The following is a 13,817-nucleotide window of genomic DNA, read 5'->3' on the forward strand; positions in this document are numbered from 1 at the left end:
TATGAATTATGATCGTATTTTAATTCGCTATGGAGAGCTTTCAACAAAAGGAAGAAACCGCAGTAAATTTATTGAGAAATTAGCAAATAGTATAAGAGGAACTTTACATGAATTCCCTAAGGTAGCTATTAAAAGTACAAGAGACCGTACCTATGTCATATTAAATGGTGAAGATGGACGGCAAATCGTTGAACGTTTGAAGGCTGTATTTGGCATTCAATCGTTTAGCCCTGTTATTAAAACAAGTAAAGAAATTGAAGAAATGAAAGCTGCTGTACTTCAGCTTTTTACAAAGGTATATACAGAAGGAAAAACCTTTAAAATTACGACAAAACGCGCGGACAAAACGTATTTTTTGGAGACGAACGAATTAAACCATGTCTTCGGTTCCCATATCCTGCAAAATGTCCCGAATTTAACCGTTAATGTGAAAAAACCAGATATTAATATGCAAATTGAAATTAGACCTGAGGCTGCCTATATCTCCTGTGAAACGATACAAGGAGCAGGCGGACTCCCGGCAGGGTCAAGTGGAAAGGCCATGCTCATGCTTTCGGGAGGGATTGATAGTCCTGTTGCTGGGTATGAATCATTGAAAAGAGGGTTAGAAATAGAAGGGGTCCATTTTTTTAGTCCTCCTTTTACAAGTGAACGGGCCAAACAAAAGGTCATTGATTTAGCAGAGAAACTAGCCTCTTTTAGCGGACAATTTCGATTACATATTGTCCCATTTACAGAAATTCAACAATTAATTCATAAGCAGGTCCCTGAAAATTATACAATGACAACAACACGAAGATTAATGCTGCGGATTACGGATAGGATTCGTGAGCGACAAGAAGCGCTTGCTATAGTTACAGGAGAAAGTCTTGGTCAGGTGGCTAGTCAAACGATCGAAAGCATGTTTGCGATTAATGAAGTGACCAATACGCCCATTCTGAGACCGCTAATTATGATGGATAAGGCGGACATTGTCGATATCGCCCATTCCATCGATACACATGATATATCAATAAGACCTTTTGAGGATTGCTGTACAATATTTGTGCCTGCCTCACCCAAAACGAAGCCGAAACGGGATAAAGTTATTCATTATGAAAGCTATATTGACTTTGAGCCCTATATTCAAAAAGCGGTTGACAACATTGAAACCATTGAAATAAGGCCGCAGCAAAATAAGGTTGATGCATTCGATGAGCTTTTCTAATAAGAGTTTCTGTATTTTTTTTACAATTACCGTATAAATTACCAACCAAAAAACTGAATGAAGCCATGTGATACTACACATTCTATTATCACAAGGAGGTGATATCACATGGCAAACAACAATAACTCAAATCAATTACTAGTTCCTGGTGTACAACAAGCTCTTGATCAAATGAAATATGAAATTGCATCTGAGTTTGGCGTTAACCTTGGTGCTGATACAACTTCTCGTGCTAACGGATCTGTTGGTGGAGAAATTACTAAGCGTCTAGTACAAACAGCTCAACAACAAATGGCTGGATTTTCTCAACAATAATAAAAAATAAATAGAAGATGGCTACAAGGAGCGGGAGTAATCCCGCTCCTTTTTCAATTGTCTTAATAACAATGAAATGGCAATTATAATTAGTACTTAGTCATAGAAACTAGTAAAAATTTTCTTAGAAAAATTAATAAAATGTGGTATGATGAAAGGCAGATGATTTGGAGGCGAATAACATGAAACGTGAAGATTTGATAGCTCCTTTTCAGTACAATCTTGTATCCGAAATGGAACGTTTTGCTAAACAAAAAGGAAAAATTGCTGTTAAATGGGAAAGTCATAATGGTGATACGAAAGAAATCACTTATGAGGCATTAATGGCAGGTGCTAATAAAATTGGAAATGTTTTACTAGATAGCGGACTAAAAAAAGGTGATGTTATTTTAATTATTATCCCTCGTTTACTTGAGGCATATGGGGTATATCTAGCAGCACTTAAACTAGGTCTGGTTGTTATTCCAAGTTCAGAAATGCTTCGGACGAAGGATCTTCAATACCGGATTACTCACGGAGATGTAAAAGGAGTTATCAGTTATTATCCTTATACAGATGAATTTGAGCCAATTGCTCAAATGAACCAAGTGGTTAAATTTACGGTTGGCGGCGATAAAGACGGATGGGAACGTTTAGATGAGAAAATGAATACAGCATCCGATAAGCTTAAAATAGCTGATACAAGCCGTGATGATATGGCATTTTTATCTTATACATCAGGTACAACAGGCAATCCAAAAGCAGTTGTACATACCCATGGATGGGCGTATGCTCATCTAAGAACGGCTGCACCGCATTGGCTTTGTATCAATGAAGACGATATCGTTTGGGCTACTGCTGGACCTGGATGGATGAAATGGATTTGGAGTCCATTCTTAGCAGTACTTGGCTCAGGTGCAACTGGAATAGCTTATCATGGAAAGTTTGAACCAGAGAAATATCTACAGCTTCTTGAGAAATATAATGTGAATGTACTTTGCTGTACTCCTACAGAATACCGTCTAATGGCAAAAGTTGATCATCTCAGTGATTATAATCTGTCAAAAATACACAGTGCAGTTTCAGCTGGTGAACCGTTGAACCGAGAAGTGATTGAAACCTTCCAAAGACATTTTGATCTTAAAGTTCGAGATGGATATGGACAAACAGAAAATACGCTTTTAGTTGGAATTATGAAAGACATGGAGTTAAAGCCAGGTTCGATGGGGAAACCAACACCTGGTAACACTGTTGAAATTATTAATGATAATGGTGAGATTTGTCCTGTTGGGGAAGTAGGAGATATCGCTGTCCATAAGGATACACCAGCTTTGTTCAAAGAATACTATAAAGAACCTGAAAGAACAAAGGCACAATATCGTGGAGATTATTATGTAACGGGTGATCGGGCCAAAAAGGACAAAGAAGGCTATTTCTGGTTTGAGGGAAGAAGCGATGACATCATAATCAGTTCAGGATACACTATTGGACCTTTTGAAGTTGAAGACGCACTTGTCAAACATCCATATGTAAAAGAATGTGCAGTAGTTGCTAGTCCTGATAAAGACCGGGGGAATGTGGTGAAAGCCTTCATCGTCTTAAAGGAAGGAATGAAGGAAGACGAGACTGAACTTATAAAGCCTCTTCAGGACCATGTGAAAGCAATGACAGCACCCTATAAATATCCGCGAAGAATTGAATTTGTTAAAAGTTTACCGAAAACATCTTCAGGAAAAATCCGTCGAGTAGAACTGAGAAATAATGAATTGGAAAAGTATATGTAACTTGTTAATAAAGAAGCAGGCGCAAGGGGCGTCTGCTTTTCTAGTTGTTGTCATTCCAGCTTGCCCGTTTGTATACTGCTTGTCACAATTTATCCTCTCCTTTATAATAAATATTATTTTAAAATAGAAAGAATAGAGGGAATAGGAATGGAATATAAGGGAGAGAAAAAAGGGGTATTATATGCCGCTTTTTCTTATTTATTATGGGGATTGCTGCCGATATACTGGAAGTTGTTAGAAGGTATTGGAGCAGATGAAATATTAGCAAGCCGGATTGTGTGGTCTTTTTTATTTATGCTTGCTATCCTGTTTATAACAAAAAAGTGGAAAAGCTTTCTTGATACATTAAATAGTTTGTTAAAAAATAAAAAGCAAATGATGTTTCTAACTGCAGCGTCTTTACTTGTCAGTTGTAACTGGTTTATCTATATTTGGGCTGTTAATCATAACCGAATAATTGAAGCGAGTATGGGATATTATATCAATCCCCTAGTGAGTGTGATTCTTGGCATGGTTGTTTTAAAAGAAAAACTATCAACAGTGCAATATGTATCATTCTCTTTTGCTTTTATTGGAGTCGTTATTTTAACGTTTTCGTATGGAATGCTCCCATGGATTTCTTTATCATTGGCTATCACTTTTGGTTTCTACGGTTTAGCTAAGAAAATGATAAAGGTAGATTCATCAATTGGTTTAACGTTAGAAACAATGGTAGTTACACCTATTGCATTCATTTATATCCTGTATTTATTCTCGCAGGGCACGAACACATTTTTGACAGTTTCAATAAAAACGGATGTATTACTTATCCTTTCGGGTGCTGCAACAGCAGTACCGCTCCTTTACTTTGCTAAAGGCGCTCAGAGAATTCCGCTGTCAATGCTTGGATATATTCAATACCTTGCTCCTACAATAAGTCTGTTATTGGGTATTTTTGTGTACGGTGAGCATTTTTCAAAAGCACATTTTGTAGCATTCTTATTTATTTGGTTCGCTCTTGTCATGTACTCTCTATCAAATGCCAAATTTATGAAGCGGGACAACAGGAAAAAGGAAAGAATGGGTGCATAACTATATTTATAAAAAAACGAAGACTGTTATTGACAGTCTTCGTTATAAAAAGTTCTTTTTTACTTTTTCCCAAAATGAATTATTTTTAAGCTTGATTGTTTTTATTTTTTTATCCGTTTGTTTAACTTGAATTTTTTCAACATGTTGGATACCGAGTGCTTCGTTATCCACAGCCATCGTTGGATGTTCATTCCCTTCCTTTGCTATCTTTAATGTTAAAATCTTTTCACTGCTCAAAATAAAAGGAGAACCCAGTGTCCGGAATTGATTATTATTCAATGAGCCCAGCTCCGTTATCTGCATACAGGAAAGCAGCGGATCGATGACCGCACCATTCACTGATTTATTATAAGCTGTACTGCCTGTTGGAGTAGAGACAATGATACCGTCTCCTCTAAATGTTTCAAAATGAATGTCATTTATGTAAATGTCCATGATAAAGGTTTTTACAATATTAGATTGAATGCTAAACTCGTTTAAGCAATAAAAAGATGCTTGGTTATCCACTGTTACTTCAATCGTTGGATAGTGACGTACCTCAAGTACCTGAGATTTCATCGCTTCAATCAATTCTTGTGCTTTATCTATATGAAAATCACAATAAAGACTTAACTGATCGGATGTTGAAATCCCTAAATATAAACAATCCTCTCGAAAACTGGTTCTACGTACCCCTTGTAAAAACGTTCCATCTCCACCGAAGCAGGCAATTACATCGGCTTGCTTATAATCCTTTACTATCGTGTATCCCATTTGTATAGCATCTTTTCTTATATCCTCTATTTTTTCTCGTATCATTGGTTCTTCTTTGTGGAAAAAATAAAGATTACGGCGCTCTGACATGGCAGATCCCTCCCTTTTTCTAATCGTACTAAAATTTAAAAAATTTCGCTATTCATATCAATCTTCTTCATTATTTTTGAAACATTTTGTCGTATTATTCGTATTACAAAGAAATGAACTTTAAAGGAGGACGAGTTAGTGAATGGAAAACGTTGGGCAGCTTTAGGAATTGCAGCTGCACTATTTATTTTCTCGATTGTCATTAATACGTTTACAACGATTTTTAGCAAGGATTTTCAAACGACAATGGATGAATTTATGAATCCGACAGCAGGGCTTATGTCGGAAGAAGTGATTGAAGAAGGAAATATGATGAAAAAAATTGCTGTGCTTGATGTGAATGGCACGATTCAGGATACAGGGGATACCGCGTCCATTTTTGCTTCTGCCGGTTATAATCATCAGGCTTTCCTCAAAAACCTCGACTATGCTAAGGAGGATGATACGGTTAAGGGAATTATTATACGCGTAAACACTCCAGGTGGCGGGGTTGTTGAGAGTGCGCAAATCCATGATAAAATAGTTCAAATTCAAAAGGAGGCAAAAAAGCCAGTTTATATTTCTATGGGATCAATGGCTGCTTCCGGTGGTTATTACATATCTGCTCCTGCAAATAAAATATTTGCCAGCCCAGAAACATTAACCGGTTCACTAGGGGTCATTATGCAGGGAATTAATTATGCGGGACTAGCAGAGAAATATGGTGTTAAGTTTGAAACAATTAAGAGCGGTGAATTTAAAGATATTATGAGTCCTTCCAGGGAAATGACAGAGGAAGAGCGAGTGATTTTACAGGAGATGATTAATAGCTCCTACAATGGTTTTGTCAAGGTCATATCAGAAGGCCGCGATATTTCCGAAGATGAAGTAAGAAGAATTGCTGATGGCAGAATTTATGATGGGCGTCAAGCAAAAGAATTAAATTTAATTGATGGCTTCGGTTATTTCGAGGATGTTGTTGATGTAATGAAAAAGGATTACAAATTAAAGGATGCACAGGTCATTCAATATACGGAAGACCTTGGCTTTGCATCACTATTCTCTATGGGAGCCCGCCAGTTAATGGGACAGGAGGATGTTGAACTTGCCGGGGTAATGAATTTATTATCACAACGAAATTCACCACGGTTAATGTATTTGTATGCTGAATAGGAGGTGTAGAATTGGATTCAAATCAGCAGGATTTTGAAAAAAAGATGAATGGTATGGAAGATGATATAAGGTCCAGGGAAGAGGGCTTAAGGGTAGAGGACAAACACAATCAGTTAGAACCTGCAGGTCAAGGTGCAGTTTTAGAGCACCATGATCCAAAAGACGTAAAAGCTGAATATAGATATGCAGGATTTTGGATGAGATTTTGGGCATATTTATTGGATTTACTGATTATAGCAAGTTTGAATGGAATTCTTGTATATCCTATTCTAAGAGCTTTGGACATAAAAACCTCTGATCCTAGTATGTTTGCTCCTGTTTCCATATTAACAGCTGTCATTTTCTACGGTTATTTTGTTTTTATGACAAAATTCTTTGGACAGACACTAGGAAAAATGGTATTTGGATTAAAAGTCATTTCACTGGGTGATCAAAAATTAAGCTGGTCTACAATTATGTTTCGCGAATGGATCGGCCGTTTTATATCAGGAAGTATTTTTATTTTGTATATAGTTGTAGCTTTTCTGCCTAGAAGACAAGGAATCCATGATATATTTGCAGATACAACCGTTGTTCATGAACGTTCATAAGAAAAATGAAGCCTGTCATCATATGATGACAGGTTTATTTATGCCTTTTATTGCCAATAATAAGTGGCTGAAAGGTTGTGAACAATATTGAAATGGATCTTGGTCGTTTGTTTAGTTATCCTGCTTCTGTTCGTGTTCATCATCATGACAAAGATAAAAGTGATGATCAACTATTTTCATGCCCAAGATGATGATTCATTAAAAATAGAATTCAAGGCTTTATTCGGACTAATTAAATATAAAATGGATATTCCAGTTATTAAAATTGACGATGACTCAGCTGCTATTGTGACAAAAGAAAAATTGAAATCAGGACAAGAAGAAAAAACAGTGAAAGAGGGTCGTAGGAAAATGACACCTGATGACCTGATAAAAAGCTTTAAGGATTTCAACATACTGTTAGAACATGTGGTTTCTTTACATAAAATCATTCGTCGTTTTTTAAAGAAAGTTAAAATTAAGGAATTAGAATGGAATACGCTTCTTGGGGCAGGTGATGCCGCATTGACAGGAATGCTGACTGGTGCAGCCTGGACTGTAAAAAGCAGTGTGATTGCGGTAATAAGCAGCTATTTTAGACTTCAGGTAATGCCCCAGATGACGGTCCAGCCTCATTTTCAACTGGCTGTTGCACAAACATCTTTTAAATGTATGCTTCAATTTAGAATCGGGCATGCTATGGTAGCAGGAATCAAATTGCTTAAATTTTGGAAAGGCGGACGACCTAAGTTTAAGACAAAACCTTTATCCGCCTTATCAAATGATAAAACAAAACCAGTCTAGAAGAGGAGGAAGTAAACAATGTCCGATCATCCAATTCAAGGATTAATGACGACCGCGATGGAGAATTTAAAAGAAATGATTGATGTTAACACCATTATTGGGGATCCGGTTGAAACCCCTGATGGCAGCGTAATCTTAACGGTATCAAAGGTTGGTTTCGGTTTTGCTGCCGGCGGAAGCGAGTTTACTGTGGATAGCGGTGGCGGCCAAGGCGGAGACAAACAAAAGATGCCGTTTGGCGGCGGTAGCGGAGGCGGTGTTTCAATTACTCCGATTGCCTTTTTAATTGTGAATTCCCATGGTGTAAAAATGGTTCATCTGGATGAAAGCACTCATTTATATGAACGAATTCTAGACCTAGCACCGCAGGCCGTAGATAAAATTCAGCAAATGATGTCCAATAAAGATAACAACAATCAATCAGATAACCAGCAACAATCCGGTAACCAGCAGTCAAATGAGTATAATGGTCAGAAACAAGAATTAGAATTCTAAAAGAAGATAAGGTTAATTCTCATATTTGAGAGTTAACCTTTTATCTTGAAGAATATCATTATCAGAATTTTTTATTTGTTTTTGAATTTCGATACTAAATTGTTGCAAAAGTTGTTTTGACAAGCTATAGTTTACAATGTACATATAATATTATAGGAGGAAATGATTATGGCATCTGTTACATTCGCAGGAAATCCAGTTACTTTAATTGGAAATGAGGTAAAGGTTGGAGACAAAGCTCCTAACTTTACAGTACTAGCAAACGACTTATCAGCAGTAACTTTAGAAGATTCAAAGGGAAGCGTACGTTTAATCAGTGTTGTTCCATCACTTGATACTGGTGTATGTGATGCCCAAACACGTCGTTTTAATGAAGAAGCTTCTAAATTAGACAATGTTAAAATTCTTACTGTAAGTGTTGATCTTCCTTTTGCACAAAAACGCTGGTGCGGTGCTGCAGGTATTGAAAATGTTCAAACACTATCTGATCACCGTGACCTTTCTTTCGGGGAAGCATTCGGTGTAGCAATTCAAGAACTACGCTTATTAGCTCGTTCTGTATTTGTTGTAGATTCAAATGATACAGTAGTTTACGCTGAATATGTAAGCGAAGTTACAGATCACCCTAACTATGAAGCAGCTTTAGAAGCAGCTAAACAAGCGAAATAATTTGAATATAACATCTAATGAAAGCCAGTCCCTAGTGAGCTGGCTTTCATTTTTTTAGCAATGTAATGCAAACATTACTCTGTGCACTGATTTTGACACATTCGTTTGAAATGTCCCATTTCAAACGCCTTTCAGCATAGCTGAAAGGTAGCCATAAGAGTGAAACAGGGTGCAAGAAAGCTCGCTTTCTTGCACCCTGTTTCACTCTTATGGCTAAAATGAGTCAAAATCAACCATGTCTAAACCCAATCTAACGGCCTTCTAAACTTGTACATCTTCACAGACCCCGCTAAAATAGGAAAAGAGATTAAAAACAGGAGGAAATTATTGTGAAAATCGCTCCAGTTGAGGAATTATTTACAACCATTAATGATACAGCCATTCTTTTACAAGAAGAATTAAACGTAAGTTACTTAGAAGCATTAGCGGAAACAGGAGAAAATTTGTTTCATCAGTCCGTATTACAGGACGAGCTAAGTGAGTTAACGTTAAAGAGGCTTAAAAAAATCTATGAAGGCAGCCAAATAACGAAATTTACGAAAGAAGAAATCCGTAAATCGTTCCAATTAGCGATTTTAAAAGGAATGAAAGAAAGTGCTCAGCCTAATCATCAAATGACCCCTGATTCGGTAGGAATGTTCGTTGGCTACTTACTACATAAGTTTGTCAAAAAGGAAGCTTATCGGTTAATGGATCCAGCCGTTGGTACGGGTAATTTATTAACTGCGGCCATGAATCAGGAAATGAATAAGACAATACAAGGGATTGGAATCGAAATAGATGATTTACTCATTAAACTAGCTTATATAAATGCTAACCTTCAAGAACATCCAATCGAATTCTTTAATCAGGACAGCTTGGAGCCGCTTTTCGTTGAACCAGTTGATGCGGTGATAAGTGATTTGCCTGTTGGCTACTACCCAAATGATATTAGAGCAGCAGATTACGAATTGAAAGCAGATGAAGGACATTCATATGCTCATCATTTGTTTATGGAGCAAAGCATTCGTCATGTAAAACCTGGAGGCTATTTATTTTTTATCATACCAAACGGTCTTTTTGAATCAGAGCAGGCTAAAAAGCTGCATGAGTATTTCCAAGAGTCTGTCTTTATTCAAGGAATTATTCAATTGCCTGAAACGATGTTTAAAACTAAACAATCGGCAAAAGGTATTTTAATCCTGCAGAAAAAAGAGGACTCGCTAAAGCCGCCAAAGCAAGTATTATTAGCCAATATGCCTTCGTTTTCAAACGGGAGTGAGGTAGAAAACATTCTTACAAAAATTGATCGATGGATAGCTGAAAATAAAAAGTAATTAATTCATAGAAAAAACATAAAATCGATTTTTGTGGAAATTTGTCGAAATATCAGAAAATAATTACTTTTAGCTTTAAGCCATTTTTGTAAAAGTATTCCTTGAATTACTTGTCATACAGTGATTAAATGGGAAATTGGAGATATTAATTTTTTAAATTGGATAAACTATCGTTGTATGACAATAACAATTGATTTTCCAATTAACATAGTATTAATGATTTGTTTTATAAAGGAGCGTTTATAAAAATATGGCTAAAATTATTGCGATTAACGCTGGCAGCTCATCCTTGAAATTTCAACTATTTGAAATGCCGAGTGAAGAAGTAATTACAAAAGGATTAATTGAACGTATAGGCTTAGATGAGGCTGTGTTCAATATTACTGTTAACGGCGAAAAAATCAAAGAAACAACTGATATTCCTAATCATAACGTTGCTGTTGAACTTCTATTAAATAAGTTAACTGATTTAGGAGTTATTCAATCTTTAAATGAGATTGAAGGTGTAGGACATCGTGTCGTACATGGTGGAGAAGCATTTTCTGATTCTGTCTTAATTACGCCTGAAGTGCTGCAAAAGATTGATGAGTTATCTGAACTTGCACCGCTGCATAATCCTGCAAACCTAACAGGAATTAAGTCATTCCAAAAGGTTCTGCCAAATGTTCCTGCAATCGCAGTATTTGATACAGCTTTCCATCAAACAATGCCGGAGGATTCTTTCTTATACAGTGTTCCTTACGAATACTATAAAAACTTTGGCATTCGTAAATATGGATTCCATGGAACATCTCATAAATATGTATCAGAGCGTGCAGCAGAAATGCTTGGAAGACCGCTTGACCAGCTTCGTTTGATTTCCTGTCATTTAGGAAATGGTGCAAGTATTACAGCAATCCAGGGCGGACACTCTATTGATACTTCCATGGGATTCACTCCGCTTGCTGGTGTAACAATGGGAACTCGTTCCGGTGATATTGACCCTGCGCTTATTCCATATATTATGGAAAAAACGAATCAAACAGCAGATGAAGTATTGGATGTATTGAATAAGAAGAGCGGTATGCTGGCTCTTTCTGGTTTCTCAAGCGATCTTCGCGATATCGAATTACAGGCTTCTGAAGGAAATGAGAGAGCAGAGCTTGCCTTGAATGTATTCGCTTCTCGTATCCATGCTTATGTTGGTGCGTATGCTGCACGTATGTCTGGTGTAGATGCAATTATCTTTACAGCCGGAATCGGTGAAAACAGTGATACTATTCGTGCTCGCGTGCTAAACGGTCTTGAATTTATGGGCGTATATTGGGATCCTGCATTGAATAGCTTGCGCGGCGATGAACGTTTTATTAATTATCCTCACTCACCAGTTAAGGTAATGGTTATTCCTACGGATGAAGAAGTGATGATTGCAAGAGACGTTGTACGTTTAAGTAATTAATATAAATAGGAAGCAATCTATTTTCTACAGTTTATCTGCTGAAAATAGATTGCTCTTTTTTTTGAGAAATTTTCGGCTGTCATGTTTGCTCATGAATATCAGTCCTAAGATTTTCCTTATTAGTTATGGTATACTGATACAAAATAAACGGTTCTTTTGTTTGGTGAAATAGAGCATTTTGTATTATTCAAGATGGCCGGCGTCCTGCGCTTGTTCAATCAAAAGCTCCATACACATTGAATTATGAGGAGGTCTTTGCATGGCATTTACAGATCGGGAAAAACAAGTTTATCAAGAAATCCGTGAATGGGAAAATCGGATGTACAGCTATGAACCAAATGATTTTCAATTGATGTACGATAAGTATATTGAGCAGTCATTTCAGCTTTTGCCGGAAAAAACGAGAGAGCAGTTTTCCTCATCTCTTGATAATTGGTTATTTCATTTGCATGCTTTTATTCAAGGATCTGAACTGCAGCTAGATGCCAAGAGAAGAATTGTTGAGAGTGGAAGGATTTTTAAAGATGATATTCAGACAATTGAAGATTTAGATAAACTGACAATTAATCAACTGCAATACATAGCTAGTCAGCATATTGCCCGACATCGCTTATATTCGTTTGCACAAGGAGGCTTGTCCGGGACTGGAGGAGCGATTCTGCTCGGGGCGGATATTCCGGGAATGGCCGTAATTAATTTGAGAATTATTCAATTAATTGCGATGACGTATGGAATTGAAGTAAATACACCTTATGAAATGATGACTGCGTTAAAGGTCTTTAACGTATCAATCCTTCCAATACGAATGCAAAGTCAGGGCTGGGAAGAATTAATGAATGATATTAAGCATGATAGTTATTTTTATGAAGGGTCAGAAGAGTTATCCAATGTTGCTTGGGTAGAGCAGCTGTTAAAGCAGGGGTTAAAGGGAATAGCCATTATGATCTTTAGAAAAAAATTAATTCAAGGAATTCCTTTTATCAGTATGGCTATTGGTGCAGGAGTCAATTACCAATTAACAAGAAAAGTCACCGACTTTGCTCATAAATATTATCAAATGAGGTATTTGTTAAAGAGGAAGGAGAGCGTAAATGAGTATTGAAGAACATAAAAAACAAGCACAGACGAGCGTTATTTGTAAAGTAATAACGGTTAGCGATACAAGAAATAAAGAAACAGATAAAAGTGGAAAATTAATGATTGATTTACTTGAGAGTGCCGGGCACCGGATAGGTGAGTATGTTATTGTTAAGGATGAGAAAGGCCCAATCAGGGAAGAAGTTCTGAAGGGTTGTCTAAATCCTGAAATAGATGTGATATTAACAAATGGGGGAACAGGAATTGCTTTAAGAGATGTTACTATTGAAACTGTTCAATCCTTATTTGATAAAGAAATAAGCGGGTTTGGAGAATTATTCAGGATGCTCAGTTATCAAGAGGATATCGGCTCAGCAGCAATTCTTTCTCGTGCTGCAGCCGGAGTAATAGGAAATAAAGCAGTATTTTCAACGCCTGGTTCATCAGGCGCAGTTAAATTGGCAATGAATAAACTAATACTGCCTGAGCTTGGTCACGTGGTTCGTGAATTAAAGAAAGATTTATTATAAGGTTAAGATATCAGGCACCACAAAAAGACAAATAGGTTACTTTTGTCTTTTTGTGGTGCCTGATAGCGGTTAATTATTGGTGCATTTTTTCGGAGATGTTTTGATTAAGTCTAAACCAAAGCCACAAATCATTGATTACAGAAGCGAGATCGGCAATTTCACTATTCAGTTGGCAGGATTGTTGGAAGTCACTTTCATCATTCAACTGTGCCTGCTTTTTATTGATTGTTTTTTCAAGACTAATGATCTGATCAGGTATCGCACCTCGTATATTCTCCCAGTATAGCAATATGGACTCCTGTGTCTCGTCTGATAAATCATCCCATTCAACATCAATTGAAGGCAGCTTAATCCCCAATCTTTCATTATAACTAAAAAATTCCTCCATTTGTTATATCCCCCTATATAAAGTCATTAGACTACTAAACTTTCCAACTTATTGAAAGATTCATATAAATTTTATCATAATTTTAGTATTCTCTATCATTATTCTATAACTATTGTGAAAATAATTATTTTTATACAATTTGTCAAATAACTATTGAATTTTTTAAGAAAAGTTGTTAAA

15 protein-coding genes are annotated in these 13,817 nt (G+C 36.6%); 13 read left to right on the top strand and 2 right to left on the bottom strand.

Annotated elements, in window-relative coordinates; genetic code table 11:
- The first annotated feature begins 1 nt into the window (after position 1).
- The 4 genes from thiI (at position 2) to rarD (ending at position 4,356) form a co-directional block, all read left to right on the top strand.
- Complete coding sequence (gene thiI, locus F4V44_RS05625) at positions 2 to 1,207, top strand: tRNA uracil 4-sulfurtransferase ThiI (RefSeq protein WP_150439020.1); 1,206 nt, start codon at positions 2 to 4, stop codon at positions 1,205 to 1,207.
- Between the two features lie 108 nt (positions 1,208 to 1,315).
- The gene (locus F4V44_RS05630; protein ID WP_150439021.1) at positions 1,316 to 1,522 is read left to right on the top strand and encodes an alpha/beta-type small acid-soluble spore protein; all 207 of its coding nucleotides are present in this window, start codon (positions 1,316 to 1,318) and stop codon (positions 1,520 to 1,522) included.
- A 182-nt stretch (positions 1,523 to 1,704) separates the two neighbouring features.
- A complete protein-coding gene (gene mbcS / locus F4V44_RS05635; RefSeq protein WP_150439022.1) occupies positions 1,705 to 3,285 on the top strand; it encodes an acyl-CoA synthetase MbcS in 1,581 nt (526 codons plus the stop codon).
- Between the two features lie 147 nt (positions 3,286 to 3,432).
- Positions 3,433 to 4,356: an EamA family transporter RarD gene (rarD, locus tag F4V44_RS05640; protein ID WP_150439023.1), complete on the top strand. Its 924-nt coding sequence runs from the start codon at positions 3,433 to 3,435 to the stop codon at positions 4,354 to 4,356.
- A 42-nt stretch (positions 4,357 to 4,398) separates the two neighbouring features.
- On the opposite strand, the gene F4V44_RS05645 is transcribed toward rarD, so the two are convergent.
- The gene (locus F4V44_RS05645) at positions 4,399 to 5,199 is read right to left on the bottom strand and encodes an NAD kinase (protein ID WP_150439024.1); all 801 of its coding nucleotides are present in this window, start codon (positions 5,197 to 5,199) and stop codon (positions 4,399 to 4,401) included.
- Between the two features lie 138 nt (positions 5,200 to 5,337).
- On the opposite strand from F4V44_RS05645, the gene sppA reads away from it, so the two are divergent.
- The 9 genes from sppA (at position 5,338) to F4V44_RS05690 (ending at position 13,249) form a co-directional block, all read left to right on the top strand.
- Positions 5,338 to 6,351: a signal peptide peptidase SppA gene (gene sppA, locus F4V44_RS05650; protein WP_150439025.1), complete on the top strand. Its 1,014-nt coding sequence runs from the start codon at positions 5,338 to 5,340 to the stop codon at positions 6,349 to 6,351.
- An 11-nt stretch (positions 6,352 to 6,362) separates the two neighbouring features.
- Positions 6,363 to 6,941, top strand: coding sequence for an RDD family protein (locus tag F4V44_RS05655; protein ID WP_223881817.1), 579 nt, complete (start codon positions 6,363 to 6,365; stop codon positions 6,939 to 6,941).
- A gap of 87 nt (positions 6,942 to 7,028) precedes the next feature.
- Positions 7,029 to 7,724 (top strand): DUF2953 domain-containing protein, encoded by a 696-nt coding sequence (locus F4V44_RS05660; RefSeq protein ID WP_150439026.1) that lies wholly within the window; start codon positions 7,029 to 7,031, stop codon positions 7,722 to 7,724.
- A gap of 18 nt (positions 7,725 to 7,742) precedes the next feature.
- The gene (ytfJ, locus tag F4V44_RS05665) at positions 7,743 to 8,219 is read left to right on the top strand and encodes a GerW family sporulation protein (protein WP_150439027.1); all 477 of its coding nucleotides are present in this window, start codon (positions 7,743 to 7,745) and stop codon (positions 8,217 to 8,219) included.
- Positions 8,220 to 8,387: 168 nt separating this feature from the next.
- A complete protein-coding gene (tpx, locus tag F4V44_RS05670) occupies positions 8,388 to 8,888 on the top strand; it encodes a thiol peroxidase (RefSeq protein WP_150439028.1) in 501 nt (166 codons plus the stop codon).
- Positions 8,889 to 9,217: 329 nt separating this feature from the next.
- Positions 9,218 to 10,204 carry a class I SAM-dependent methyltransferase gene (locus F4V44_RS05675; protein WP_150439029.1) on the top strand — a complete coding sequence of 329 codons (987 nt, stop codon included), beginning with the start codon at positions 9,218 to 9,220 and terminating at the stop codon, positions 10,202 to 10,204.
- A gap of 250 nt (positions 10,205 to 10,454) precedes the next feature.
- Complete coding sequence (locus F4V44_RS05680) at positions 10,455 to 11,642, top strand: acetate kinase (RefSeq protein WP_150439030.1); 1,188 nt, start codon at positions 10,455 to 10,457, stop codon at positions 11,640 to 11,642.
- Positions 11,643 to 11,901: 259 nt separating this feature from the next.
- On the top strand, positions 11,902 to 12,744 hold the full coding sequence (locus tag F4V44_RS05685; RefSeq protein WP_150439031.1) for an EcsC family protein: 843 nt from the start codon (positions 11,902 to 11,904) through the stop codon (positions 12,742 to 12,744).
- Positions 12,734 to 13,249, top strand: coding sequence for a MogA/MoaB family molybdenum cofactor biosynthesis protein (locus tag F4V44_RS05690; protein ID WP_150439032.1), 516 nt, complete (start codon positions 12,734 to 12,736; stop codon positions 13,247 to 13,249). The genes F4V44_RS05685 and F4V44_RS05690 overlap by 11 nt, the downstream gene beginning before the upstream one ends.
- A 73-nt stretch (positions 13,250 to 13,322) precedes the next feature.
- On the opposite strand, the gene F4V44_RS05695 is transcribed toward F4V44_RS05690, so the two are convergent.
- A complete protein-coding gene (locus tag F4V44_RS05695; protein WP_150439033.1) occupies positions 13,323 to 13,637 on the bottom strand; it encodes a hypothetical protein in 315 nt (104 codons plus the stop codon).
- Positions 13,638 to 13,817 lie beyond the last annotated feature (180 nt).

This window comes from Niallia endozanthoxylica (assembly GCF_008710145.1).
Lineage (GTDB): Bacteria > Bacillota > Bacilli > Bacillales > Cytobacillaceae > Bacillus_BD > Bacillus_BD endozanthoxylica.

Excerpts from the sequence above, each read along its gene's own strand:
- thiI (WP_150439020.1), top strand. The coding sequence starts at position 2 with ATGAATTATGATCGTATTTTAATTCGCTATGGAGAGCTTTCAACAAAA.
- F4V44_RS05630 (WP_150439021.1), top strand. The coding sequence starts at position 1,316 with ATGGCAAACAACAATAACTCAAATCAATTACTAGTTCCTGGTGTACAA.
- mbcS (WP_150439022.1), top strand. The coding sequence starts at position 1,705 with ATGAAACGTGAAGATTTGATAGCTCCTTTTCAGTACAATCTTGTATCC.
- rarD (WP_150439023.1), top strand. The coding sequence starts at position 3,433 with ATGGAATATAAGGGAGAGAAAAAAGGGGTATTATATGCCGCTTTTTCT.
- F4V44_RS05645 (WP_150439024.1), bottom strand. The coding sequence starts at position 5,199 with ATGTCAGAGCGCCGTAATCTTTATTTTTTCCACAAAGAAGAACCAATG.
- ytfJ (WP_150439027.1), top strand. The coding sequence starts at position 7,743 with ATGTCCGATCATCCAATTCAAGGATTAATGACGACCGCGATGGAGAAT.
- tpx (WP_150439028.1), top strand. The coding sequence starts at position 8,388 with ATGGCATCTGTTACATTCGCAGGAAATCCAGTTACTTTAATTGGAAAT.
- F4V44_RS05680 (WP_150439030.1), top strand. The coding sequence starts at position 10,455 with ATGGCTAAAATTATTGCGATTAACGCTGGCAGCTCATCCTTGAAATTT.
- F4V44_RS05685 (WP_150439031.1), top strand. The coding sequence starts at position 11,902 with ATGGCATTTACAGATCGGGAAAAACAAGTTTATCAAGAAATCCGTGAA.
- F4V44_RS05690 (WP_150439032.1), top strand. The coding sequence starts at position 12,734 with ATGAGTATTGAAGAACATAAAAAACAAGCACAGACGAGCGTTATTTGT.
- F4V44_RS05695 (WP_150439033.1), bottom strand. The coding sequence starts at position 13,637 with ATGGAGGAATTTTTTAGTTATAATGAAAGATTGGGGATTAAGCTGCCT.